20 protein-coding genes and 1 pseudogene are annotated in these 24,527 nt (G+C 56.0%); 12 read left to right on the top strand and 9 right to left on the bottom strand.

The window, feature by feature from the left end:
- Positions 1–5 precede the first annotated feature (5 nt).
- Together proP and OQ248_RS28135 are read right to left on the bottom strand one after the other, a co-directional pair.
- Entirely contained in the window at positions 6–1,505 is a 1,500-nt protein-coding gene (gene proP / locus OQ248_RS28140; RefSeq protein ID WP_114882313.1) for a glycine betaine/L-proline transporter ProP, read from the bottom strand.
- Between the two features lie 142 nt (positions 1,506–1,647).
- Positions 1,648–2,493, bottom strand: a complete 846-nt coding sequence (locus OQ248_RS28135; RefSeq protein ID WP_265814897.1) for an AraC family transcriptional regulator — start codon at positions 2,491–2,493, stop codon at positions 1,648–1,650.
- 95 nt (positions 2,494–2,588) lie between these two features.
- Here OQ248_RS28135 and OQ248_RS28130 point away from each other — a divergent pair, with 95 nt between their 5' ends.
- The 3 genes from OQ248_RS28130 (at position 2,589) to OQ248_RS28120 (ending at position 6,924) form a co-directional block, all read left to right on the top strand.
- Positions 2,589–3,545, top strand: coding sequence for a threonine dehydratase (locus tag OQ248_RS28130; protein ID WP_265814896.1), 957 nt, complete (start codon positions 2,589–2,591; stop codon positions 3,543–3,545).
- A gap of 102 nt (positions 3,546–3,647) precedes the next feature.
- Positions 3,648–5,192: a class I SAM-dependent methyltransferase gene (locus OQ248_RS28125; protein WP_265814895.1), complete on the top strand. Its 1,545-nt coding sequence runs from the start codon at positions 3,648–3,650 to the stop codon at positions 5,190–5,192.
- 196 nt (positions 5,193–5,388) lie between these two features.
- Positions 5,389–6,924, top strand: coding sequence for a diguanylate cyclase (locus OQ248_RS28120; RefSeq protein ID WP_265814894.1), 1,536 nt, complete (start codon positions 5,389–5,391; stop codon positions 6,922–6,924).
- Positions 6,925–6,972: 48 nt separating this feature from the next.
- Here OQ248_RS28120 and OQ248_RS28115 read toward each other — a convergent pair whose 3' ends face one another.
- Both OQ248_RS28115 and OQ248_RS28110 read right to left on the bottom strand, forming a co-directional pair.
- Entirely contained in the window at positions 6,973–8,094 is a 1,122-nt protein-coding gene (locus tag OQ248_RS28115; RefSeq protein WP_265814893.1) for an alkene reductase, read from the bottom strand.
- A gap of 106 nt (positions 8,095–8,200) precedes the next feature.
- Positions 8,201–8,878 carry a type 1 glutamine amidotransferase domain-containing protein gene (locus OQ248_RS28110; protein WP_265814892.1) on the bottom strand — a complete coding sequence of 226 codons (678 nt, stop codon included), beginning with the start codon at positions 8,876–8,878 and terminating at the stop codon, positions 8,201–8,203.
- A 211-nt stretch (positions 8,879–9,089) separates the two neighbouring features.
- Here OQ248_RS28110 and OQ248_RS28105 point away from each other — a divergent pair, with 211 nt between their 5' ends.
- Positions 9,090–9,674 (top strand): TetR/AcrR family transcriptional regulator, encoded by a 585-nt coding sequence (locus OQ248_RS28105; RefSeq protein WP_265814891.1) that lies wholly within the window; start codon positions 9,090–9,092, stop codon positions 9,672–9,674.
- Positions 9,675–9,696: 22 nt separating this feature from the next.
- Here the strand turns inward: OQ248_RS28105 and OQ248_RS28100 are convergent, their stop codons facing one another.
- A complete protein-coding gene (locus OQ248_RS28100; RefSeq protein ID WP_265814890.1) occupies positions 9,697–10,635 on the bottom strand; it encodes an AraC family transcriptional regulator in 939 nt (312 codons plus the stop codon).
- A gap of 21 nt (positions 10,636–10,656) precedes the next feature.
- Positions 10,657–11,490, bottom strand: a complete 834-nt coding sequence (locus OQ248_RS28095; protein WP_265814889.1) for an oxidoreductase — start codon at positions 11,488–11,490, stop codon at positions 10,657–10,659.
- Positions 11,491–11,679: 189 nt separating this feature from the next.
- On the opposite strand from OQ248_RS28095, the gene OQ248_RS28090 reads away from it, so the two are divergent.
- From OQ248_RS28090 to OQ248_RS28075, 4 genes and pseudogenes are all read left to right on the top strand, one after another.
- A complete protein-coding gene (locus OQ248_RS28090; protein WP_265814888.1) occupies positions 11,680–12,123 on the top strand; it encodes a TspO/MBR family protein in 444 nt (147 codons plus the stop codon).
- Between the two features lie 10 nt (positions 12,124–12,133).
- Positions 12,134–13,060: pseudogene (locus OQ248_RS28085) on the top strand (alpha/beta hydrolase); the annotation flags it as partial.
- A gap of 237 nt (positions 13,061–13,297) precedes the next feature.
- Positions 13,298–14,407, top strand: coding sequence for a DUF262 domain-containing protein (locus OQ248_RS28080; protein WP_265814886.1), 1,110 nt, complete (start codon positions 13,298–13,300; stop codon positions 14,405–14,407).
- A 12-nt stretch (positions 14,408–14,419) separates the two neighbouring features.
- Complete coding sequence (locus OQ248_RS28075) at positions 14,420–15,268, top strand: HEPN domain-containing protein (RefSeq protein ID WP_265814885.1); 849 nt, start codon at positions 14,420–14,422, stop codon at positions 15,266–15,268.
- Between the two features lie 628 nt (positions 15,269–15,896).
- Here the strand turns inward: OQ248_RS28075 and OQ248_RS28070 are convergent.
- Positions 15,897–17,174, bottom strand: coding sequence for a hypothetical protein (locus OQ248_RS28070; protein ID WP_265814884.1), 1,278 nt, complete (start codon positions 17,172–17,174; stop codon positions 15,897–15,899).
- Positions 17,175–17,643: 469 nt separating this feature from the next.
- On the opposite strand from OQ248_RS28070, the gene OQ248_RS28065 reads away from it, so the two are divergent.
- Positions 17,644–18,912 (top strand): RES family NAD+ phosphorylase, encoded by a 1,269-nt coding sequence (locus OQ248_RS28065; protein ID WP_265814883.1) that lies wholly within the window; start codon positions 17,644–17,646, stop codon positions 18,910–18,912.
- A 251-nt stretch (positions 18,913–19,163) separates the two neighbouring features.
- The gene (locus OQ248_RS28060; RefSeq protein ID WP_265814882.1) at positions 19,164–19,619 is read left to right on the top strand and encodes a hypothetical protein; all 456 of its coding nucleotides are present in this window, start codon (positions 19,164–19,166) and stop codon (positions 19,617–19,619) included.
- A gap of 940 nt (positions 19,620–20,559) precedes the next feature.
- On the opposite strand, the gene OQ248_RS28055 is transcribed toward OQ248_RS28060, so the two are convergent.
- Positions 20,560–21,291, bottom strand: coding sequence for a hypothetical protein (locus tag OQ248_RS28055; RefSeq protein WP_265814881.1), 732 nt, complete (start codon positions 21,289–21,291; stop codon positions 20,560–20,562).
- Between the two features lie 747 nt (positions 21,292–22,038).
- Between OQ248_RS28055 and OQ248_RS28050 the strand changes: the two genes are divergently transcribed.
- Positions 22,039–22,401 (top strand): hypothetical protein, encoded by a 363-nt coding sequence (locus OQ248_RS28050; protein WP_134827212.1) that lies wholly within the window; start codon positions 22,039–22,041, stop codon positions 22,399–22,401.
- A 125-nt stretch (positions 22,402–22,526) separates the two neighbouring features.
- On the opposite strand, the gene OQ248_RS28045 is transcribed toward OQ248_RS28050, so the two are convergent.
- On the bottom strand, positions 22,527–23,507 hold the full coding sequence (locus tag OQ248_RS28045; protein WP_265814880.1) for a GlxA family transcriptional regulator: 981 nt from the start codon (positions 23,505–23,507) through the stop codon (positions 22,527–22,529).
- 106 nt (positions 23,508–23,613) lie between these two features.
- On the opposite strand from OQ248_RS28045, the gene OQ248_RS28040 reads away from it, so the two are divergent.
- Positions 23,614–24,408 (top strand): SDR family oxidoreductase, encoded by a 795-nt coding sequence (locus tag OQ248_RS28040; protein WP_265814879.1) that lies wholly within the window; start codon positions 23,614–23,616, stop codon positions 24,406–24,408.
- Positions 24,409–24,527 lie beyond the last annotated feature (119 nt).

Here is a 24,527-nt window from a genome sequence, read left to right as displayed (position 1 = left end):
TATCGTTATTCGATTCGCGGGTGCTGCTGCACGAGGTGCTCGCGTTTGGCTTCCAGCTCGGCGATTTCGGCGTCGATGTCTTCGATCTTCTGTTCGATGTTGTCGTGATGCTCCTGCAGCAGCTCCTTGGCTTCCTCGATATCGGACGCTGCCGGTGCTGCGCCGCGCAGCGGTTTGTTGGCGGTTTCTTTCATGGTCACACCGGTGATCAGCCCGATGACGGCGGTCACCATCAGATAATAGGCCGGCATGTACAGGTTCTGGGTGCTTTCCACCAGCCAGGCGACGACGGTCGGCGTCACACCGGCGATCAGCACCGAGACGTTGAAGGCACTGGCCAGCGCGCTGTAGCGGATGTGGGTCGGGAACATCGCCGGCAGCGTAGAGGCCATGACCCCAATGAAGAAGTTGAGCACCACGGCCAGTATCAGCAGGCCCGAAAAGATCAGGCCGATCTTGCCGCTGTTGATCAGCATGAACGCGGGAATGGCGAGGATGAACAGACCGATGCTGCCGAAGATGATGAAGGGACGACGGCCGATCTTGTCGCTGATGAAACCGATGGCAGGCTGCACGAACAACATGCCGACCATGATCGCGATGATGATCAGCACCCCGCGATTTTCGCTGTAGTGCAAGTTGTGCGAGAGGTAGCTCGGCATGTAGGTGAGCAGCATGTAATAGGTGACGTTGGTCGCCGCCACCACACCGATACAGGTCATCAGGCTGCGCCAGTGTTTGGTCGCGACTTCCTTGAACGACACTTTCGGGCCGCCGGCCAGGCCTTCGCGGTCACCTTGTTCAAGCTTTTCGACATGCTGTTGGAACGCTGGCGTCTCTTCGAGCGCATGGCGCAGGTAAAGCCCGATCATGCCCAGCGGCAGGGCGAGGAAGAAGGGCAGGCGCCAGCCCCATTCCTGGAACTTTTCTTCGCCGATGATCGCGGAAATCAGCACCACCACACCGGCGCCGAGGACGAAACCGGCGATGGAACCGAAGTCCAGCCAACTGCCGAGGAAGCCGCGTTTGCGATCCGGCGCATATTCGGCGACGAAGATCGAAGCGCCGGTGTACTCGCCCCCGACCGAAAAGCCCTGGGCCATTTTCGCCAGCAGCAGAAGGATCGGCGCCCAGATGCCGATCGAGGCATAGGAGGGAATCAACCCGATGGCAAAGGTACTGAGCGACATGATCACGATGGTCGCCGCGAGGACTTTCTGCCGTCCGTACTTGTCCCCCAGCGCACCAAAGAACAGTCCGCCCAGCGGCCGGATCAGGAACGGCACCGAGAAAGTCGCCAGTGCCGCGATCATCTGCACACCGGGATCGGCGCCGGGGAAGAAGACCTTGCCCAGCACATAGGCGACGAAGCCGTAGACGCCGAAGTCGAACCACTCCATCGCGTTGCCCAGTGCGGCGGCGGTAATGGCTTTGCGCATTTTGGCGTCGTCGACAATGGTGATGTCTTTCAGTCCGATCGGGCTGACGCTTTCCTTTGATTCCATGGGATTCACTCTGCATCTGATCTGTCTTTGTGCAAACCGCGAGGCCCGGTGAGGCTTGAGTCAGAGCGGTTTGCCGTGACCGATGCCATCTCTGTGATGGCACGGCTTCTTCCTGATCAGATACAAGTGGACACGAAAAAATTCACCACTGATTTGGTTTTTTGCCAATGGTTGGATTGTGACGCGATCCTGCGCGCAATTGCGCCGGACTTACGCCAAGTCGTTGTTTGAACGCACTGGTCATGTGCGCCTGGGAGTTGAAACCGCAGGCGAGGGCGATTTCCGCCAGGCTGGCCTTCGAGTCACGCATCAGTGCCCGGGCCCGGGCCAGGCGTCGATCTATCAAATAGCTATGGGGACTTTTGCCAGTGGCCTGCTTGAAGGCGCGGATGAAATAGCCTTCGGACAGTTCCAGCAATTGCGCCATGGTGTGAATGCCGAGCGGGCCGTCGAGGCCGGCATCGATGAACTCGTCGAGCAGGCGCATACGGTGGCCGGTGATCGAGCCCTGGAGTGACACAGTGTCTTTACCTTCGGCGCACTCCGCCAGTTCGAGCGCCCAGGTTTCCCAGTCATCGTCCACCGAGGCATTCAACAAGGCACGACGCATTCGCGAGGCGAGGTGGATGGCCTGTGGATCGATGCGATTGTTGAACGCGTGCTCACCTGCGAGCGCGAGGCCGTCGGTGCGAATCACCCGCAGGTATTCACCGCCCATGGGCGATTCGGACATCACGTCACAGCCGGCAGGCACAAACGCCAGGCCATTGGGCATGGCATCGAAGGGGCGCACCCGGTCGCTGCCGATGGCATGTACGCCGCGCTGGCTGTCGAAGGCAAAGCCGATTGCCGACTGGCTCGCCACATATCGAGCGGCGTAGGCGGCGCCGGGCAGCAATTCGATTGCCCACGGGCCGGCCTCGATACGACGGACCGGTTCCGGGATGACGGCTGGCTGCTGACGGTTTCGATGGCTCATGAGCGCCATAGTAGTGAAGAGCGCAGGCGAAAGTCAGGTCAGTTTTTTGAAAGCCGACGTGATGTGCCTGTGCCTAGACTGGGGCCACGCACAAGGAGATTCCCATGCATTCACTCACTCGCGAAGACATCGAACAGGCTGCCCTTCAGGTTTACCAGGTGATGCCGGCCACCGCTCAATACCGCTGGCCGTTACTGGCCGAGCGGCTGGGCTGCACGGTGTGGGTCAAGCACGAAAACCACACCCCGACCGGTGCGTTCAAGGTACGCGGCGGCATTACCTTCATGCACTGGCTGCGCCGCGAACATCCCAACGTCAAAGGCATTGTCTCCGCGACGCGCGGCAATCACGGGCAGAGCCTGGCACTGGCAGCGAGTGCCGTCGGATTGAAGGCGTTGATTGTGGTGCCGGAGGGTAATTCGCTGGAGAAGAACAACGCCATGCGCGGCTTTGGCGGCGAAGTGGTCGAGTACGGACGTGATTTCGATGAGGCCCGTGAAGAGGCGGCACGTCTGGCGTTGGAACACGGGCTCTATCTGGTACCGCCATTCCACACCGAACTGGTCAAGGGCGTGGCGACCTACGCGCTGGAACTGTTCAGTGCGGCGCCGGATCTGCACACCGTTTATGTGCCGATCGGTTGTGGCTCGGGCATTTGTGGTGTGATCGCCGCTCGTGATGCGCTGGGTCTGGATACTCAGGTGGTGGGCGTGGTCTCGACCGAAGCGGCCGCCGCCAAGCTGTCCTTCGAGGCGAAAACGATCTGCGAGACCGCCTCCGCCAATACCTTTGCCGACGGCCTGGCCGTGCGCAAACCGATTGCCGAGGCGTTCGACGTTTATGGGGCCGGCGCTGCACGAATCGTGTCGGTCAGCGAGGACGAAATCGCCGAAGCCATGCGTGTGTACTACACCGACACCCACAACCTCGCCGAAGGTGCTGGCTCCGCTGCGCTGGCTGCATTGATGCAGGAGCGGGACAGGATGCAGGGCAAAAGGGTGGGGGTGATTCTGTCCGGGGGCAACATCGACCGGTCGGTGTATGCGCGGGTGATTGGCTGATAGACGACGGCTGGCTGCGGGGCATCGCTTTTCCGCTTGTGATTCGTCCTGACTACCCCTTATAAGATCGACCTTCACTTTCGATATAAAAGGGTGTCACGCATGAGCAATGCCTGGAACGAAGGTTATTTCACGGACGAAGGCTACACCTACGGGTATAGCCGCGAGATCAATCCGGTTTTCCAGCGCTATTGTTTGTTGTTGCGTGGTTTCGCCACGCTGGAGAGTACCGACGGCTATCACTGCGAGCTGGGTTTTGGTCAGGGCGTTTCGATCAATATCCATGCGGCGGGTAATCCGGGGACCTATGTCGGTACGGATTTCCATCCGGGCCAGGCCGCCCATGCCATCGGGCTGGCGAACGACTGGGGCAGCGATGCGCGGCTGTATGACGACAGCTTCGAGCAACTGTTGGCCCGCCATGACCTGCCGCAGTTCGACAGCATCAGCCTGCACGGCATCTGGACCTGGGTCAGCCGTGACAATCACAAGCTGATCGTCGAGTTTGTCCGTCGTCATCTGAAGCCGGGCGGTCATGTGTACATCAGCTACAACTGCTTCCCGGGCTGGTCGCCCATGGCGCCGTTACGCCAGTTGTTCAGCCTGCATGACCGTTTTGCTTCGCAAGCCTCGGCCCGGCCGGACCAGCGGATCGACGCCGCGCTGCAGTTCTCCGAAGCGCTGCTGGCGGCCAACCCCAACTACGCCAATTCGGCACCGAATCTGGACGCCAAGCTCCAGAGCATCAAGGGCCAGAATCGCCAGTACGTCGCCCATGAATACTTCAACCGCGACTGGAATTGCATGTACTTCACCGACGTGGTCGATGCCCTGGCTCCTGCCAAACTCGACTACGCCACCACCGCCGTGCCGCTGGACACGGTGGACCCGCTCAACCTGAGCGCCGAAGGCATGGACTTTCTGGAAGGCATCGAGCATCCGGTCATGCGGGAGCAGGCGCGTGATTACTTCGTCAATCAGAACTTCCGTCGGGACCTTTACGTGCGTGGCGCCAACCGGTTGTCCGCCAGTGAACACCGCGAGCGCATGCTCAGTACCCGTTTTGTCCTGATGCAACTGGCAGACAGCGTCGCGTGCAGCGTCACGGGCCCGGCGGGTTCCGCGACGTTGCAGGCGGATATTTACGGCCCGGTGCTGGACGCGCTGGCGGATGATGCCTATGTACCGAAGACCTTGCGCCACTTGCTGGAAGCTTCGCCTTCATTGAGTTATGGCGATGTGGAGCAGGCTCTCAACGTGTTGATCGGGATGGGCGCCGTGGCACCGTGCCAGAGCGAAGCGGCCGAGAAACACGTGCAGACACGCTGCAATACGCTCAACCTGCAACTGTGCAGACGCTCGTTGTTCGACCACAAGATCCAGGTGCTGGCCAGCCCGGTGACCGGTGGTGGCGTGACGGTCAGCCGTTTCCAGCAGTTGTTCCTGATATCGATCAAACAAGGCAAAACCCGTCCGGCCGAGTGGGCACTGCTGGCGTGGGGCATCATTGGTGGCCAGGGTGAAGGTCTGCTGAAAAACGGCAAAGCGCTGACCACCGCCGAAGAAAACATTGCCGAGCTGACCGAGCAGGCCGAGGCATTTGCCGAGCAGTCGCTGGTCATTCTCAAGGCCTTGAAAATCGTCTAGCGGCAAAAGTCTTTTGGGGTCCGGTTTTTTCATCGAACCGGCCGATCAGCGAACAGTTCTTCGAGGGCCCGACACGCCGTTGCTGCGCCTTCGATGGACTGCTTGTATCCTGCGCGGCCCGGGACATACGGTCGCTGTTGTAGCCCCGGTCCGACAACGGCCGTGACGGAAAACGGACTTTCCAAAAGGTACTGATGTGAAGCGTGATACCCACCTCGTGATGCTGTTGCTGTTGATGATCGGCTGCTCCCTGGCGTCGCTGACCATCTGGAAGGTGCTGGGCTCTCGGGAGCGTGCGCTGGACGAGGTGAACGTCCACGGGTTGAACCTGACCCAGGCGCTCGCGACCTATTCCGAAGGCATCGTCCGGCAGAGCTCGCTGCTCTTGCTCGGGCTCGTCGAGCGTCTGGAAACCGAGGGCAGCGGCCCCGCGCAGATCGAGCGGTTGAATGCGCTGGTCAACCGTCAGCAGCCGCTGATGCCGCAGCTCAGTGGCATCACCGTCTACGATAATCGCGGCCACTGGCTGATGTCCTCCAACCGACCGATTCCGGCCGGGGTCAACAGCAGTGACCGGGACTATTTCATCCATCACCGTGACGATCCTTCCCGCGAGCCCTTCATCGGCCCGCCCATCCGTAGCCGCTCGAATCAGGAGTGGGTGATTACCGTCAGCCGCCGCTTCAATGACGCGCGCGGAGAGTTCGCCGGCGTGGTGGCGGTCACCCTGGGGGTCGAAAACTTCCTGCGACTGTTCGGCAAGCTCGACGTGGGGCAGGAGGGTGCCATCGGTCTGTCCTACACCGACGGTACGCTGCTGGTACGTTATCCCTTTCGCGAACAGGACATGGGGCGCAATTTCTCCAAGTCGCCCATTTATGCGAAGTACCTGGTGGATCAGTCGGTGGGCACCGCTTCCTTCACGTCCAGCCTCGACGGGGTGGAGCGGCTCTACGCGTTTCGCAAGAGTGAAAAGCTGCCGCTGATCACCACGGTCGCGCTCGGCAAACGCGAAGCACTGGCGGCGTGGCGACTGGAGGCGCTGCTGTCGATCGTGGTGGTCGCATCGTTGCTGGGGCTCACTGGCGTGATCGGCTGGTTTCTCATTCTCGATATACGTCGGCGGACCCAGGTGGAAGGGGAGTTGCGGCTCACTCAACAGCAGTTGCTCGGATCAAACCGGCAGCTGGAATTGCTTGCGATGAAGGATGCGCTGACGGGCCTGGCCAATCGCCGCTGCTTCGATGAAACACTGGCCATGGAAGCGCGCCGGGCTCAGCGGGACGGGACTTCGCTGGCCTTGCTGATGATCGATATCGACTACTTCAAGCTGTTCAACGATTCCCAGGGGCATGTTGCTGGCGACGCCTGCCTGCAACGGGTGGGGAAGGTGCTTGAGGCCTGTGTGCGGCGACCGTCGGATCTGGTGGCGCGCTATGGTGGGGAAGAGGTGGCGATCATCATGCCCGACACCGATGTCGAGGGGGCGGCTGTCGTGGCGCAACTGATTCTGGAGCGATTGACGCAGGAACACATTGCTCACCCGGCGAGCCCGTTCGGTCGGGTGACGGTCAGTATCGGCGTCACCACGGCGGCCGGTCCGCAACTGGCCGTGGTGCAAGCGCTGATCGAGACGGCAGATCAGGCGCTGTACCAGGCGAAGACCACAGGGCGAAACCGCATGGCAAGGAAAGCTCCCGGCGACAGTTCCCGTTCACCACTGCCAGTGTGAGCAGTGCTGAACGGGCGGGTGTCGCGCCTTACCGAGAATCGGCAGTCATCACGCGTACTCGGGGTAATCCACATACCCTTCGGCATTGCCACCGTAGACCGTGGCCGGATTCAGTGAATTCAGCGGCCAGTCATTGGCGATGCGCGCTGGCAGGTCCGGGTTGGCCATGAACGGACGACCGAAAGCCACGAAATCCGCCAGCCCGGAATCGAGCAGCTGCGCACCGGATGCTGCGGTGTAACGCCCGGCGTAAATGATTGCGCCACTGAAGGTGTCGCGCACTGCCTGACGGAACGTGAGTGGCATCGCCGGCGCATCGTCCCAGTCGGCTTCGGCGATGGACAGATAGGCGATGCCCACGTCCTGCAGCACCTTGATTGCTTCGATGTAAGTAGTGTGCGGATCTTCCTCGACCATGCCCAGGTAGGTGCGCGCCTCGTCGGTGGTGGTGAACAGCGGGGCGAAACGCACACCGACTTTTTCACGACCGATGCACTCGGCAACACCGGCCACCACTTCACGCAAAAAGCGCAGGCGATTGTGCAGCGAGCCGCCGTACTGGTCAGTGCGCAGATTGCTGTGGGCCGAGATGAACTGGTTCACCAGATAACCATTGGCGCAGTGCAGTTCGATCCCGTCGAAACCTGCTTCCATGGCATTGCGCGCGGCCTGGATGTACAGCTGAACCAGTTCCTGCACTTCATCGGTGGTCAGGGCGCGCGGGGCGGATGGCGGTACCAGGGCGCCGGCGCCGGGCGCGGTTTCGATGAATACGCTGACCCGGTCGGTGGCCACCGCAGAGGCCGAAACCGGTGCGGCACCGTCAGGTTGCAGAGCTGTATGGGACACGCGCCCCACATGCCAGAGCTGGGCAAAGATCACGCCGTCCCGCGCATGGACGGCCTCGGTAGCCTTGCGCCAGCCGGCGATCTGCTCCGGGGTATGAATGCCCGGCGTCCACGCATAACCCTGGCCGCGCGGCTCGATCTGCGTGCCTTCCGTCACCAGCAGACCGGCGCCGGCGCGCTGCTGGTAATACTCGGCCATCAACGCATTGGCGATGTTGCCCGGTTGCGTGCTGCGCTGGCGGGTGAGGGGTGGCAACACGATGCGATTTTTCAGGGTGTGACGACCCAAAGTGGCGGGTTTGAAGAAACTGCTGTGATTCATGAATGTGCCTTGATTGGTGTTTATTAGACCAGTCGACTAGTGGTCGGGCCAAAAAAAGACGCCGTGCAACACGCGCACGGCGTCCGGCTAGATGACGGCTGAAAAGTCAGCCGAGCAGCTTCAACAGTTTCTCGGCGACAGCGGCGGAGCTGGCCGGGTTCTGGCCGGTGACCAGTTGCCCGTCAGTCACCACGTGTACCTGCCAATCGGCGACTTTGGAATAACGGGCGCCGAGGCGCTGGAACTCGTCTTCGACCAGGAACGGCACCACATCCGTCAGACCGACCGCCGCTTCTTCGGAGTTGGTGAAGCCGGTGACGTCACGATCCTTGACCAGGGCCTTGCCGTCGGCGCCGAGCACATGCCGCAGAACGCCGGGGGCGTGGCAAACGAAACCATGAGGCTTGTTGCTGCGGGCGAAAGCTTCGATCAGGGCGATGGAATGCTTGTCTTCGGCCAGATCCCAGAGCGGGCCGTGGCCACCGGGATAAAACACGGCATCGAAATCCTCGGCGCTGACATCGGCCAGGCGCCCGGTGTTCGCCAGTGCTTGTTGCGCCGCCGAATCCTTGCGGAAGCGGTCGGTTTCAGCGGTCTGGGCGCCAGGTTCGTCGCTTTTCGGATCAAGCGGTGGCTGGCCGCCGGCGGGCGAGACCAGGGTGATGTCGGCGCCGGCGTCCTTGAAGGCGTAGTAGGGCGCGGCGAATTCTTCGAGCCAGAAACCGGTTTTCTTGCCGGTGTTGCCGAGCTGATCGTGGGAAGTCAGAACCATCAAGATTTTCATAGAGCACCTTGGTTGGGTCGGGTGTCGTGGCTGTGCGAGGGATTCGCACACGATCGACACCGGGGAAAAGGTTTGTCGGGGCGCAGCATAGATTCCAATTAGACCAGTCGTCTAGTAATTTTTTATCCGCATGTTTTTCATGGACCGGTGTGGCAAACTCCCGTTCCTTCGAGTTAAACGACTGGTCTATTGCCTGGTAATCTGCGCCCCGATGAAACCGACCTACGACGACACCCGCCAACACCTGCTCGACACCGGCCACCGGATGATGGCCGAGAAAGGCTTCACCAGTGTCGGCCTGAACGAGATCCTGCAAACCGCCGGCGTGCCCAAGGGCTCGTTCTATCACTACTTCAAATCCAAGGAACTGTACGGCCAGGCGTTGCTCGAGGATTACTTCGTCTGCTACCTGGCCGATATGGAACGACGCCTGACGCTGCCCGACCTGAATGCCCGCGAGCGGCTGATGGACTACTGGCAGGGCTGGCAGGATCGCTGCACGCTGGAAGGGCACGGCGACGAGTGTCTGGTGGTGAAGCTCAGTGCCGAGGTGGCCGATCTGTCCGAAGCCATGCGCCTGACCTTGCGCGATGGCGCCGAGCGCGTGGTGGCACGCATCACCACTTGCATCGAGCAGGGCCAGGCCGATCAATGCCTGCCCGACGGCGATGCCCGGCAACTGGCGGAAACCCTGTATCAGCTTTGGCTGGGGGCGAGTCTGTTGAACAAGTTGCAACGGACCGGGCAGTCGCTGGATACGGCGATGGCGACCACCAAGCGACTCTTGGTCGCCTGAGTTTCTGGCGCCTTTCTGCCAGTTAATGCGATGAAACATACTCCGAGGGTGTAGTCGGCGCAGGCAAGGCGTACGTCGCCTTCATCCACTCGATCTCCGCCTGCGGCGTCCTGCCAAAAAAGCGTTTGAACTCGCGACTGAATTGCGAGGCGCTTTCATAACCCACGTTGAACGCCGCTGCCGAAGCGGTCATGGCGTTGCGCAGCATCAACAGTCGCGCCTGATGCAGACGTGTCGACTTCAGATACTGCATGGGTGAGGTGTCCGTCACGCCGCGAAAGTGCAGGTGAAAATTCGGTACGCTCATGCTTGCTTCGTGGGCGAGTTGTTCGACGTCGAGGCGCTCCTGATAGCAACTGTGGATCTTGCGGATCGCCCGGGTCACCTTGCCGAAATGCCCCTGTCGATTGAGCGCGGCACGCATCGATCCGCCTTGTTCGCCCGTCAGAATGCGGTAGTAGATTTCCCGCAGCAGCGATGGCCCCAGTATCTGCGCGTCCCCCGGAATACTCATCGCTTCAAGAAAACGCAACGTCGAAGCACGGAGCTTGTCGTCCATCGGCGAAGCGTACATGCCCTTGGGTTGCGCATCGCTCGGGCCGTGCAGGTCATCCACTTGCTGCATCAACTCGCTGGCCAACTGGAAGTCGAGGTGCATGTAGATCGCAAGCATCGGCTCGGCCTCAGTGGCATCGGTTTCCATGGTGAAGGGGATCGGCACGGACACCACCAGATAATGCTGGGCGTCGTAAACGTAGACGTCATCGCCCAGATAACCGCGTTTCTGCCCCTGACAGAGAATCACGATGCCCGGGTCGTACAGCACCGGCGTGCGGGTCAGCGGCCGGTTCGAGCGCAGGAAACGCACGCCTTCAAGCGCACTGAGGTTGTAACCCTCGACCGGTGCGAGGGTTTCCATAAGCTGCACCATGCGCGAGGTGCCTGCGTCGGCCTGCTTCATTGCGTTCTCTCTATTGGCCGCTCAATGGTCGGTGGAGCGAGTCAACGCTTCCCACTGATCGATCTCGCTGGCGGCGTGTTTGAGCTTTTCACGCACCAGGCGCAACGCGTCACTGCCCAGGAGCAGGTGCGCCGGTGGTGTCGGGCTGGCGATGATCTGCAACATCGCCTGAGCCGCTTTTTGCGGATCGCCGAGTTGCTTGCCGCTCTTTTCTTCGCGCGCCTTGCGTACCGGATCGAAACTGGCGTCGTAGTCGGCAATGCTGCGCGGCGTGCGCTGCATCGAGCGACCGGCCCAGTCGGTGCGAAATGAACCCGGCGCGACGGCAGTCACGAAGATATTGAAGGGCGCCAGTTCCTTGCTCAGCGTATCGGAGATGCCTTCGAGCGCAAACTTGCTGCCGCAGTAGTACGCGATGCCCGGCATCGTGATCGTGCCGCCCATCGAGGTGATATTGATGATGTGGCCCGCACGCCGCTGGCGAAAGAACGGCAGAAACGCCTTGATCACGGCGACCGCGCCGAACACGTTCACGTCGAACTGGCGACGCATCTCTTCCAGCGGCGACTCTTCGAAGATGCCTTCGTGACCGTAACCGGCGTTGTTGATCAACACATCGACCGGGCCATGAGTCGCTTCAACTTCGGCAATGACGCCGTCGATCCGGTCGAAGTCCGTGACATCCAGCATTACCCCGTAGGCGTTATCCACGGAGAGCGACTGAAAGGCGTGCAGGTCGGCTTCCTTGCGTACGGTGCCAATGACGCGGTGGCCGGCCGCGAGCGCTTCCTTGGCCAGCGCATGGCCGAAGCCGCTGCTGACGCCGGTAATGAAAAGGGTTTTGGTGGTGGTCATGACGGTCTCCGGTGAATGGGGTTTCAGCTCATGGTATCCATCGGAGAAACGCCCACCTATGTCGGTTTGTCTTTGAGCATTGCCTATTCCTATCAGCGAGGCGAGATAACGCACGATGAACTTTTTGCATGGCTCCGGGCATCCAAGCAGGAACAGACCCAACGCGCTGATATCAGCCAAGGACAGACGATGACCTTTCTAATTTTCCTGTTGGCCTGCGGTGCGGCAGCGAGCACCGGGATGATTTTTCAACCGGGGCCATGGTACCAATCGCTTATCAAACCACGCTTCACACCGCCCAACTGGGTGTTTCCCGTTGCCTGGACAACGATCTACCTGTTGCTCGCATGGGTCGGTTATCGCCTGACCCTGACGCCCGGCAGCGAAACCGTACTCGCCTTGTGGGCAGCGCAAATTGCATTGAACACCTTGTGGACACCGGTATTTTTCGGCGCCCACCGCATCTTCGCCGGCATGCTGATCATCACGCTGCTGTGGCTGGTAGTCGCGGCGATGGTGGTGTTGGCCTTGCGCCTGGACGTGATTACCGGTTTGATCCTGTTCCCTTACCTGGCATGGCTGTGTGTCGCTGCGGCGTTGAATTTCTCCATCCTGCGCAACAACCGCGAATAAAAAGGACGAAATGAAAACATCAATGGACTGGCCCGCCGACGAAAACGAGTTGGCGCAATTACGCGCCTTCAACAAGAAACTCGCCCGGCTGCCGCGCTTTCGCATCCGCAATCGCATCACGCCGCGAGTGATTCAGTTGCTGCTTCGCCTCAGCCAACTGGGGGGCGCGAAAAAGTTGCTTAAGCACGGACTCGAGGCCGAACGCAAAGTGGTGGGTGCCGACGGCGCATCAGTGCCGGTGCGGATCATTCGGCCAAAGACAAAGGCCAAAGGCGTGGTGCTGGATTTTCATGGCGGCGGCTGGGTCATCGGCAACGCGCAGATGAACGACCACCTCAACATCGGCATGGTGAAAGCCTGCGACGTAGCAGTGGTCTCCGTTGATTATCGGCTTGTGCTCTCGACACCGATCGAAGGCGTCATGCAAGACTGCCTCACGGCGGCTCGCTGGCTGCTGAGCGATGACTGCCACGAGTTTGCGAACCTGCCCGTCATCGTCGTGGGCGAATCCGCCGGCGGCCACCTCGCCGCCGCAACCCTGCTGCAACTCAAACAATGGCCGGACTTGCTCAAACGGGTGAGCGGAGCACTGCTGTACTACGGCGTCTACGACCTGACCGGAACCCCCAGCGTACGCAACGCCGGGCCCGAGACCTTGCTGCTGGATGGGCCTGGGATGGTTGAAGCGCTGCAAATGCTCACGCCGGGATTGAGCGATGAAGAACGCCGGCGGCCGCCGTTGTCTCCGTTGTATGGCGACTTCACCGGATTTCCGCCGGCGTTGATGTTTGCGGCGGAGCTGGATCCGCTCAGGGATGACACGCTTGAATTGGCTGAGCGTTGGGGTAGGGCGGCTGAGGTTGAAGTGCATCTGCTGCCGGAAACGGCGCATGGGGTGATTCATTTTCCGCTGGGGTTGGCGGGGAGGGTGGAAGCGCTGCAAATGCTCACGCCGGGATTGAGCGATGAAGAGCGTCGATTTCGGCGGCCACGAATGGCTGCTATCGGCCATGAGCGGACGTCCGATCCATCCGCTTTTGGTGGAGATGCGCAGGTTACGGTTGAGAGTGATGGATAGGAAGAAGCGCTTTGCTATCACGGTATAAAGCTGCATACTTATTTTAACTAGACACTGTGTGTCTCAATGAACAAAGAGCCTTGTAAGGAGAGCGGCATGAGTGAATTGGATGTCCCGGATGTGGAAGTTGATGGGTTGGATGTTCCCGATACGGAGCCATACGCACCTGTTAGCGAGCGTAAAGTTCTCATCCAACAATATGATTATGCCGTAAGAACATTGGTGGATATGGTACTGGAAGGCGATTTAGTTCTGAATCCGGACTACCAGCGACTATATCGATGGGAGCCCGAAAAAGCTTCCCGCTTTGTGGAGTCGATATTACTAAATATTCCTGTCCCCGTGGTTTACTTTGCAGAAGAGGCCGATGGCACATTCAGCGTAATAGATGGACAGCAACGCCTGACATCATTACTTAATTTCATTAAGCCAGAGTCCGGAGAAGAGCTCACCCTGTCCGGGCTAAAGCTTCGCCCTGAGATTAACGGGAAAAAATTTGGTGATCTAGATCGGACGGATCGTTCTGCGATAACCAAGCGGCCTATAAGGTGTATCGTCGTTCTTAATGAGTCAGACAAGGCTTTAAAGTTTGAGGTGTTTGAGCGGCTGAATACTGGCAGCTCCTCTCTAACCGAGCAGGAAGTAAGAAACTCTATTTATCATGGAAATTTTAACGATCTCATAAAGGAATTGGCCTCGGATATTAAGTTCCTCGAAATGGTTGCTTTGCCAGAGCAGCACAAGCGCAACATGAAGGCTGAAGAGCTTGTATTAAGATTTTTCGCTTATAGGGACTTGCATGATACTACCGACTACCCTGGTAGCTATACAGAATTCCTCAATAACTACATGGAGCAGAATCGTTCTCAACCCGCGACAAAACTCGTGCAGCTTCGTGAATTGTTTCTTAAGACCATTGAGAAAATTTATCAACAACTCGGGCCAGGGGTAGCATTTCGCCGACCTGTAACGCGAGGTCAGGATGGCCGCTTTGCACACACTCTTATTAATGGCGCTATTTATGAATCACAAATGGTAGCCTTTTCTAAGCTTATAGAGGAAGGCCATATCGCTGTCCTCAGTAGGGCGAAAGCCATTACGGCGTTCTCTGAAGACAAATATTGGAATACTCTTTTTCAAGGGACAGCTAAGAAAGCTACTGCTATCCGCCGAACAGAGGAGCTCTATAGGCATATGCTTTCTTAAGGATAATTTAGCATGGCATTTCAATGTTTGTCGGAACTTACTGAAAAAATCGCCGAAACTGACCGCGTTGCTCGACTAGCCAATAATTTGCTGGAAGGGAATGAGCTTATTTCTATTTCAGGAGAGTTAAGCGAGGCAGGACATAGGCGTACAACAGCAAATGCAATGACTAAAGCAGCACTGGTACTTCTCAGCGGATATTTTGAGGGCTACTTAAAGAAATTGATTGAAGAGTTCGTTGGCGAGTTGAACGATTTAAAATTGCCACTTAAGAGTGCTGGTGATGAATTACTGCTGTCTATATTGCAGCACTCCATTACGGACAATCGAAATAAGTCTCTCCCGAAGGCGCTTACTATAAAAAATTGTATTTCTGGGGGGGTGCACTTTCCACTTGTGCAAGACGCAATAGGTGGCACAAAGGGAAACCCCACTGTAGACACTGTCGAATCGATGTTTCAAAGGCTCGGAATCCCCGCGATTATAGATCAGCTAAGCTTGCGAGACTATGCACTTGAGAGTACATATACGACTGTTAGTCAAAGCCAGCAACTTCATAAAAGTATCGAATTAGCTGTCGACGGGGACGTTGCTCATTATCAAAAAATTGTCGAGCTAATTGATGGTAAATGGGCGCCTAAAAAACAGAGGCGCGACGTAGGGTACGTAGGCAGAATTCAGGAGCTTTTAAAGAAGCGCAATCGGATTGCTCATGGCGAAAATTGGGGTGAGCAAGTAACACCAACAGAATTATTGGACTTTAATCGTGATATCTTGCGACTCTGCTTGGGCATTGGAGAATATTTATCAGTGGAGCTCGAAAAGTACAAGGGGCTCAAATCGGTAAGTGGAAATCTATAACCTTCATGGTGGCGCATGCGAAAAGAAAATATTGACTCCGACCTCTCTGGTCTCGCGTTTGATTTCTTCTACTGGTTCTCTCGTTTCGAGTTCGCGCTCAAAGAGAATCAGTACCTGAAATCCCATAAGCCTGGTTCAAACGCAGATCCAGGTTGGGGGGAATATGTCATGAAGTGGCAACTAAACTACAATCCTTCTGCAGAAGCTAGCGAGATACTTAAACTGCTCCCGCAGAGGAAAATTGTACTTGCGGAAGACGCATTGGATTGGAAGCCTCTTGATCTCGCTGGATGCAAATCGTCACTTGACGCAGTAGTCCTCTGTCTGAAGACTATACGTAACAATCTATTCCATGGAGGAAAGCATAGTTGCAAGGGATGGGATGATCCGATGCGAAATCACGCACTTCTTACTAGCGGAAAGGCGGTACTTTCTCAACTAGCCAAGCTAGGTGACATTGAGGCCGACTACTTGCGGCTCTACTAGAGCGCTGTTCATGCAGCTGGCTAACGCTTCAATCGAAGGGCTCGTGCCGCAGACCTGGCCGAGCCTATCTCACTTGCTATGAGGAGTGGCAGACTTCATCAACCGAATTGAGCATTGAGATCAGAAACAAGGCCCTAGTATTTCAGCCGCCAATTTTGCGGGTGATGTTTTCTTTTATTATGGTTCTGATGGGCGCGTTAGCTTTCAATTCCTCTATCTGAACCGTGTTCCATTTCTTGGTATTCATGTATTCCATCCAGTGAGCAGCTCCGCACTGCGCAGTTCTTATCCGGTCTTTGTAATTGAATTGCTCAAGAAACTCTGGAACCGGCTTGTGTATGGGATCAACGATTACCAATTTGAGACTATCGTTAAGCACCATAGCATTAACCAACCGATTGTTTACGTGCTTATCTCCGAAGCCATAGCCAATAATTGTAAGCTCATCTAGATTTCTGAGGGTGTTAGAAAAGACTTGAAGCTTCTCTTCGCCAGGTTTTTCATTTGTTGTTAAGCTGTATTTGCTGCCACCAGTTAGCATTGACTGGCAAATAATATCTAAATCGCCGTTTAGATCCGTTATAACCCTATCTCTGCTTGATGGAACTTGCTCGCCATTATGAAAATACCCCATTCTCAAAATATTCGAAAAATCAGACAATAATAAATCTGAAGTCTTATGCTGCAAAGTCTGATTACAAAGTTTGCTTCCATCTTGATAATGAAGTTCTGATAAGCCTCCGTGGAGTTTTAATAGATTAATACCATAAGAACCTTGAAAAAAGTCGGATTCAAATTTTTTGAGGTCATGGCGAGTCGAGTAAGTTAGGTTGATCAGATTGTCCATTTGTAAGTTGCTCAATGGAAAACTGATATTGTATTTGTCGCCAAAAGTAATAGGGATCTTCAAGTCAATGGCTAAACATTCGACGAAAAGGTCATGGTTTAGGCTATATACCCAAGTTTCTTCATCGGATAGAAGGGCGCCAAAGCTTCCGAACCATTGAAGGTTCTTTTGGTATAGGCTTTTGTGAGCTTCGAATTGGTAGTCGCACAAAATTTTATAGAGTATGCTATAAAATACCCCAAACAAATAATGGAAAGTGTCTTTGTCAGTTTGAGGGTGTTTATAGTCTGCTGCCGCAGATTGAATGTTCGATAATAGTTCTTCGTAGTTTTTTCCACCCCCAACCTTATAGCTTAGTAATAGATCCATACCTCGCTTCAATGCAGTCCTACTTATTGGGCGGTCATCTCCATAGGGCGAGTTTTGAGCGAGCATATCCACAAAGCGCTCAGTTGATTTCGTAGTGAATAATCCTAAGAACACTTCGGTAAGCTCTATTGCTAGAGGCATTCCAAAGTCGTAAGAAAAACCGGCTCCTAGCAATAATCCTTTTTTTACTATGACATTATTCATGCGCATACCTTCAGTCACTTAAAAGACCATTTTAGCCATAGTGTATTGAAGCGATTATGGGAATGGAAGCCGAACGCGGAGTCGGCCACGATCTGCCCATGCGTAAAAAATTTGGCTCCCCACAGTGATGCCCGAATCATCAAAAAATGGCTCAAATAGCTTGTCCTAGATCCTTCTGGCATCTTAGCGTTTGATTCTGATTAGGAGCGAGCCGAAGTGTAGTTTTCGCTATCGCAGTTTGCAGTTCTAGGCGAACGTCGGCTATTGGCCGCTAGCTGCCCTTGGTGAAGGGCAGCTATGGGGCGTTTTTCAGTCCTTTGCGACGGGCAGTAATAGACCATAGTGGCAGCTCTCGGGTGAGCTAAACTGGCCCATCGCTGCCGCTAAATGTTAGTTGTAGATAACTGAGCAGCAGTTGAGTCATCCGATAGATAATCGAAAGGCTTTGGGATCCGAGCGAGGAGGAACCATGGAAGAACAGGTGTGCTGGAAGTGCATTGGCGACTCGATTCTCGTTCGTGAGATCAAGGATAAGGGTAAAACGGGTGAATGCTCATATTGCGCGGGAAAGCGAAAGTGCCTTAGCACTGATTGGCTGACGCAAAGGGCCCGAAGCGTTCTGCGCTGGCTGATCAGGCAGGGCGATATGGATCCAGAGTTTGACGGTGAGGGAGACATTAGCCATTACGAGCAGAGCGGCGACTCATTGTCGTTCTGGATTGCAGATGTCTTGGGTGTCGATGACGAAGATAGTTCGATCATTGAGGCCGTCTGTGAAGGGCTACAGCCCAGCTTTCGAGACATTAAGCATGGGGAAGAAAGTGAGTTTCCTACGGATGTATTTTACGTCCGGCTCAAGCATCGGCCTGTTCGGGCGGAGGTGCGCTGGCAGAACTTCAAGACAGACATTTTGCATGGGCGTCGCTTCTTCAATGAGACAGCAAAGCCTTTCCTTGATTGGTTATTCTCGGATGCAGAGACTCTAAGTTCATATACGCCACGCCAAGGAAATCAGAAAGTCGTCCGGGCCCTGGATACGGGAGCCTTCTTCTATCGAGCTCGCCGTTGCGACAGCTGGCCTGCCGTGCAGAAGGTTCTCAAGGACGCAGCATCTCAACTTGGCCCGCCACCGCATGAAGTTGCTACAGCTGGAAGGATGAATCCTGCTGGTGTTCCTTTCTTCTATGGTGCCTTTGATCGCTCTACCTGCGTGGCAGAACTACGTCCTCCGGTTGGAGGAAAGGTCGTCAGTGGGAAATTCGTGCTGAATCGACCGTTACGCGTCTTGGATTTCATCAGTTTGGACAAAATCTACACGGGAGGTGCTGCTAGCTATTTTGCTGAGAACTATCTCGATGACAGTCACCGAAAAGTATTTCTGCGGAAATTCCATTCAACAATCAGCTATCCAGTACTCCCAGATGATGAAAACGAGTACATAGTGACTCAGGTCATCGCTGAGTATCTAGCTTCGCAGTTCCCCTCCGCGCTCGATGGAGTGATTTTCCACTCGGCCCAACGTCGAGATGAGAATGCCCGCAACATTGTTCTTTTCACCGGGGCATTGTCGGCAATCGATTTTCAGTCGAATTCTGTGCAAGTCCATGAGATGGAGGCCGTGGAGTATCGCGATAAGGTTCGGGATGTCCATAATGGGCAGATGATGTTGGACGCTGAAGACTACGAGTCTGAATGGGACTTTGAGCCAATTATGGATTTCGATGACAACGATGTTTGAATCGCCCTGGCTTCGTAGTCACTCGATGACCGCTTTTGGCCGTTAGTCGTCACTTGCGCACGTCTGCTTCTGGCCGATCTGTGCCGTTCGTGGAGGGTAGAAAACGGCCAGAAGCGGACGTAACGGCGCTTGTGTAGTATCTGCTTCTCTTTCGACCTGTATAGAGCTGCCCGATGTCTAGCCGACACTCCCCATCCCCTACAAGAGCTGTCCTGGACCTGCAAAACGCACGTTCGCTTTTGGGAAAGCGGTTGGGTGCGCTGCTGCACGACCAGTACTATTTCAACGACGAGAAGGATCTGGGAGACATAGGTTCTCTAGAGTGGCATTTTGGCGAGCGAGAACTTCTATCCATGTATCTCTTGAGTGATGGCGCAAGAGTAGGCGCGGACTTGTTGCCTTCTGATACGCCGATTTCCTTCGAGATAGAGCCGAACGTGACATGCTCCTGGAAAAGGGAAAACCTGCTTGCAGCTCTATCAGCAACCCACCTCGAGAACACAAAAATTTGCGCAGTTGAGGGAATTCTTGACTCTTTCAACGGGCAAGAGCCTTGGCTCGCCGGATTCAGAGTTACGTTCGAGACCGGTGACTCATTGATCTACCTTAACCAAGGCGACGATGCCGTAGTATTGATTAATACGCTACCGCCAGTAAATGCAGGCCTTGAAACCCGCTTCGTTACCTCAGTTCAATCACAGCGATGAGTCGGATGCAGCCCTTCACGACAGCCAGAAATCGGCCAAAAGCGGCTGCTTTCGACCCAAAGCGGACAATACGCGCGAGACTGAGGAGAACAAATGTACATAGTGACCGTCGTTAGCGAGCGGCCCGACTTCAGGTGCTTCCTGGATTTGCTCTATGGCCCTGGGCGAAACGTAGACACGGATGGTAATTCATACCCTGTGAACAGCCGTTCTTGGACATACCTGTATGTGAAAGACAGAGAGAGCGATGACCCTTACATCGAAATCGAGGCGAGCGAGGTAGATGTCTCAAGGTTTACCGTGCAGTCCGACTCGTCGAGGCTGGAGGCGCTGGCTGCGTTGTACTTGTACCTGACCTGTGGTGGGGCAATCGCCTCTTCAGATCAGGCGCTTGATACAGCAGCCATCGAAATGTTGTGCGACAGGTATTCCGCCGAGCTCAGCCGAGCCCATGGTTCTATTTGGCATCGGTCGACAGATGAAGCGCCTTATCCACAGGAATGAACGACCTCAAAAATGGGGACGGATTTATTTTCTGAGAAATAAATCCGTCCCCATTTTTGCTACAGCAAGAAAAGGGGGGCGAGTTTATTTCGGAATCCGCCCTCATTTTTTTCCACCTGTTTAACCCTCCAGAAATCCACGTTTAAAAGACACTATCCGTAACGCCCTCAAGGCTACATCACCTTGCGTCATTGCCTACGACTACGCCAGAATCCGCCGGCTTGTGCGTCTGTGGCGCGGGTTTTATCGTTTCCGGGTCACTGAAAAACAGTGATGGGAAGAAAAGGGGACGGATTTATTTTCGAGGCATTGCTCGAACGCATGCAGGAGCGCGGCCTCCTCTGATAACGAAGAAAAGCGGTCGTAAGGGGACGCTCACAGCAACTGCTGCCGGCCAAAGGCAGATCATCGGATGATCTAGAATATCCGGGGCGATTCAAACCTCGTCGATGGGGTTTTCCTCTTGGGCATCGATTAGCGCTTTGAAAAGTTGATTATTCACGTGCATAACGAAGTCATGAACGTCTCTCATCATTGCTAGTACCGCAATGCTCGAGAACTCCTGTTCTTTGCCTTGAGGGGTTCTCCCATTACGATGCACGATATCGTGCCTAAGAGCCACCGCACGATGAAGTCGCTCTTTGAGTTCAAGGTTGGGGAAAACCTGAATATTGAAAGCTATCTGATAAAGCTGCTCAACTTTTCCCAGTCGATGATAGATTTGATCTCGCAAGTAGTCCTGGACACGTCTTTCCACCGTCAAACTTTCACTCCATGCTTCAAAAAGGGTGATCTTCTGAGAAGACAATTTTTCCTCTTTCAAGAGAAGATTCTCAGTCGCGCCTATCTCTTCTGCCACAAGTGCCATAAGTGTGTCGGCGAGATAAGCCTCCATTGCGCTGATTAGTCCTGAAAGCGCTAGCTTATTAATTTCCGGAGCAGAGCTTTTGAGTAATCCTGATCCGCCAATACCATATGTATGCAGTACCTCAGTCATATGGCTGTAGCTCGACAAGAACTCGAATAGCGGATCGTCAGTCGCTCGAACGTTATTCTGACCAGAGCTGGTAGCGGGCGAATCGGAAAGTTCTGTGAGCTCACTGGAGAACACCTCCACATTCTGGTAATCCACTAATGTGACTTCGTACCTGTAGGAAGTTTTTTTCACGGTGGCGTCGTAACGGGTTCTGCAATTATCACAGTCAATCACAGTATTTCGAGTGGAAGGTTCTTCAAGCCAGCTTGTGTCGGGAGCAGGTACCGAGGTCCGACTAGTATGTGTACAAATAGGGCACTTAAACAGAACGACGGTGCTGAAAGGCATCGGAGACATCCAGGAACGGATAATGAAATGAAGGTTGCACAACCCTAACTGAGTTCCGTGCTGCCTTAAAGTTTTGATACTCGATTGCAATGATCTCGAGCCGATGGAGACAGGCTAAAAATAGGCCCCGCGTATGCCTACTCGGTGTTGAAATAGATTGAAGCCGAACGTCCGCTTTTGGCCGAAAGCGGCCTGTCAAAAATAACGGGTAAAGACTTCTCTTGATCCACCCGTTTACCCTCCCCCAAAAAAATGTTTAAAAGACACCATCCGTTACGCCCGCAAGGCTACATCACCTTGCGTCATTGCCTACGACTACGCCAGAATCCGCCGGCTTGTGCGTCTAGGGCGCGGGTTTTATCGTTCCATGGTCACTGAAAAACAGTGATCGGGTTTGGTAGCCCGAGTTAACTAGTCGCATAGCGCATCGTTCGCAGACCTCTTCGGGTCTCTGCTTAATGGTGGCCATGCGCAGGGCACCTTCGGGTGCGCCGGGTTCCTAGTTACCGGTCTACCAACCCGCGTATTGGCCGCCACCCTTCGTTTGGTAGCGAGGGTGAAGGCTCCTTATCAATAATTAGGAGTTTCACCATGATCAAACCAACACCCAACCCACCAGAAACCGATCCGGTTTCACCTTATAAATTTCCTGATTCAAGAACCCTCAACGAAGCCGCCGAACGCGCCCTCGACCACTACCTCACCCCGCAACAACGCATCATGGGCAGTCACACCAAGCACGACCCTATGTTCCTGGCCAATCCCGCCTACAACAGCGAATCCCTCCTGGCCAATGCCAGCGAATCCCTCGATTCCGCCAGCGAAATGCTCAGCAACTTCGCCGCGATCCTGGAACCCGGTCACCGCAAAACGGCGCTTGGCATCGCGCAAGTGGTGATGGTCGCGGGGTTGGCGGTGAATCAGGCGCTGGACCATGTCGAGGTGAAGACGTGATCGGCTGACTGTTGTCGCTCAATAGCTGAAATGAAAATGGCCGAGGTTGTCAGGTGTAACTGACGACCTCGGCCATTTTTCTTTTTTTCTACACCTCTCAATGTTCCAACAAAGGGGAAGCCTCGTCAGTCCGCGATATCTACGCTTTCCACCCGCTTGACCACCGCTTGCCGCGCATCCCGCCGCACCGCCTGCGGAGGCACGCCGAAGCCTCGGATAAACGCTTCCCGCATATGGCGCCGATCACGAAAACCGGATTCGCTGGCGACCACATCGAGTGAGTGTCGGCTCTGCTCGATCATCAATCGAGCGGCCTCCAGGCGCAGGCCTTCGATGGCTTTGGCGGGGGATTGGCCGGTTTCTGCGCTGAATATGCGGGTGAACTGGCGAGGGCTCAGGTGTGCCACGCCGGCCAGTTCTTCGACGCTGAGCGGTCGGCTCAAATGCTGCCGCGCATAGTTCAGCGCGCTTTGGATGCGGTCGGATTTGGGTGCGAGGTCGAGCATTTCCGAATGCTGCGACTGGCCGCCGGAGCGGTGCTGGTGCATCACCAGTTTGTGCGCCACCGAGCGCGCGATATCGGCGCCCAGATCCTTTTCCACCATGCCGACGGCAAGGTCGAGGCCGGCGGTCATGCCCGCCGAAGTCCAGAAGGGGCCGTCGACGATATAGATGCGGTCGACGTCGACGCTGATTTCGGGATGACGTTTCTGCAAGGCCTGCGCGTAGGCCCAGTGGGTTGTGGCGCGGCGCCCGGTCAGCAGGCCGGCTTCGGCGAGGATGAAGCCGCCGGTGCAGATGCCGACGGTGCGCCGTGCCTGATTGCCAGCCTGGCGCACGAAGTCGAGCACAGCGGAGGTTGTGTCGGTTTTTTCCGGATCGTTGACCCCGACAACGATCCAGGTGTCGGCCAGCCCGGGCGCCTCGAGCGGGCGGGTTTCCATGGCCAGCCCCAGCGAGGAGCGCACCATGCCGCCGTCCGGCGAGAAGTTTTCGACGCTGTAGAAGGGCGCTTCGGCGATCTGATTGGCGAACTCGAAAACGGCTTGAGTCGCCAGGGAGAGCACCTGAAAACCGTCGGTGAGCAAGTAGCCGATGCGATGCATGGTGATTTCTCGAATGTCCTGAATCCATACCATATACGTCATTTGAGATATGGCCAAGCCGTCGCATCCTGTTCTCCAGTACTTCCCACAACCCTGGAGACTCGACATGACTCAATCCCGCCTTGGCACTGCCCTAATCACCGGCGCTTCGTCCGGCATCGGTGCCATTTACGCTGAACGCCTGGCCCGCCGTGGCCATGACCTGATCCTGGTCGCGCGAAATCGCGACCGCCTGAATGTCCTGGCCAAGCGCCTGAACGAAGAAACTGGCCGTCAGGTTGAAGTCCTGGCTGCCGACCTGTCCGTAAAAGCCGATCTGGCAAGGGTCGAAGATCGCCTCAAAACGGACGCCAACATTTCTCTGCTGGTGAACAATGCCGGAGTTGGCGCGACTCATCCCTTGCTGGAGTCGGACGTCGACAAGCTCGACGACTTGCTCACGCTCAACGTGAACGTGCTGATGCGGCTGACTTACGCGGCGGTCCCGGGCTTCGTCGCCCGAGGCGGCGGCACGTTGATCAACATCGCCTCGATCGTGGCCATCGCCCCGGAGGTGTTGAACGGCGTTTACGGCGGCTCCAAGGCTTTCGTCCTCGCGTTCAGCCAATCCTTGCGTCACGAACTGGCGGACAGAAATGTCCGGGTCCAGGTGGTGCTGCCCGGCGCGACGGCCACCGAATTCTGGAGCGTGGCCGGCACACCGCTGGAGCATCTGCCGGAGGCCATTGTGATGCGGGCGGACGACATGGTGGACGCTTCACTGTCCGGCCTCGACCAAGGCGAGTTCGTCACCATTCCGGCACTTCCCGAGATCGCCGACTGGAATGCCTACGAGGCGGCGCGCCAGAAGCTGATGCCTGATCTGTCGCGCAGTGAGCCGGCTGCACGCTATCGCGACTGATCTTCGACGCAGGCATCGATTTGCGAACGAAGGGGGCTACGAACATAGGGGCCGAAATTACCGGCTGAAGTTCTCACTCCGCACGCGTCAGGCTTGAACGACCGTGCAAAACTCCTATG

The sequence above is a fragment of the Pseudomonas sp. COW5 genome, assembly GCF_026240005.1.
Classification (GTDB): domain Bacteria; phylum Pseudomonadota; class Gammaproteobacteria; order Pseudomonadales; family Pseudomonadaceae; genus Aquipseudomonas; species Aquipseudomonas kribbensis.
This window is presented reverse-complemented; position numbering and strand designations above follow the sequence as displayed.

Excerpts from the sequence above, each read along its gene's own strand:
- proP (WP_114882313.1), bottom strand. The coding sequence starts at position 1,505 with ATGGAATCAAAGGAAAGCGTCAGCCCGATCGGACTGAAAGACATCACC.
- OQ248_RS28135 (WP_265814897.1), bottom strand. The coding sequence starts at position 2,493 with ATGGCGCTCATGAGCCATCGAAACCGTCAGCAGCCAGCCGTCATCCCG.
- OQ248_RS28130 (WP_265814896.1), top strand. The coding sequence starts at position 2,589 with ATGCATTCACTCACTCGCGAAGACATCGAACAGGCTGCCCTTCAGGTT.
- OQ248_RS28125 (WP_265814895.1), top strand. The coding sequence starts at position 3,648 with ATGAGCAATGCCTGGAACGAAGGTTATTTCACGGACGAAGGCTACACC.
- OQ248_RS28115 (WP_265814893.1), bottom strand. The coding sequence starts at position 8,094 with ATGAATCACAGCAGTTTCTTCAAACCCGCCACTTTGGGTCGTCACACC.
- OQ248_RS28110 (WP_265814892.1), bottom strand. The coding sequence starts at position 8,878 with ATGAAAATCTTGATGGTTCTGACTTCCCACGATCAGCTCGGCAACACC.
- OQ248_RS28105 (WP_265814891.1), top strand. The coding sequence starts at position 9,090 with ATGAAACCGACCTACGACGACACCCGCCAACACCTGCTCGACACCGGC.
- OQ248_RS28100 (WP_265814890.1), bottom strand. The coding sequence starts at position 10,635 with ATGAAGCAGGCCGACGCAGGCACCTCGCGCATGGTGCAGCTTATGGAA.
- OQ248_RS28095 (WP_265814889.1), bottom strand. The coding sequence starts at position 11,490 with ATGACCACCACCAAAACCCTTTTCATTACCGGCGTCAGCAGCGGCTTC.
- OQ248_RS28090 (WP_265814888.1), top strand. The coding sequence starts at position 11,680 with ATGACCTTTCTAATTTTCCTGTTGGCCTGCGGTGCGGCAGCGAGCACC.
- OQ248_RS28080 (WP_265814886.1), top strand. The coding sequence starts at position 13,298 with ATGAGTGAATTGGATGTCCCGGATGTGGAAGTTGATGGGTTGGATGTT.
- OQ248_RS28075 (WP_265814885.1), top strand. The coding sequence starts at position 14,420 with ATGGCATTTCAATGTTTGTCGGAACTTACTGAAAAAATCGCCGAAACT.
- OQ248_RS28070 (WP_265814884.1), bottom strand. The coding sequence starts at position 17,174 with ATGAATAATGTCATAGTAAAAAAAGGATTATTGCTAGGAGCCGGTTTT.
- OQ248_RS28065 (WP_265814883.1), top strand. The coding sequence starts at position 17,644 with ATGGAAGAACAGGTGTGCTGGAAGTGCATTGGCGACTCGATTCTCGTT.
- OQ248_RS28050 (WP_134827212.1), top strand. The coding sequence starts at position 22,039 with ATGATCAAACCAACACCCAACCCACCAGAAACCGATCCGGTTTCACCT.
- OQ248_RS28045 (WP_265814880.1), bottom strand. The coding sequence starts at position 23,507 with ATGCATCGCATCGGCTACTTGCTCACCGACGGTTTTCAGGTGCTCTCC.
- OQ248_RS28040 (WP_265814879.1), top strand. The coding sequence starts at position 23,614 with ATGACTCAATCCCGCCTTGGCACTGCCCTAATCACCGGCGCTTCGTCC.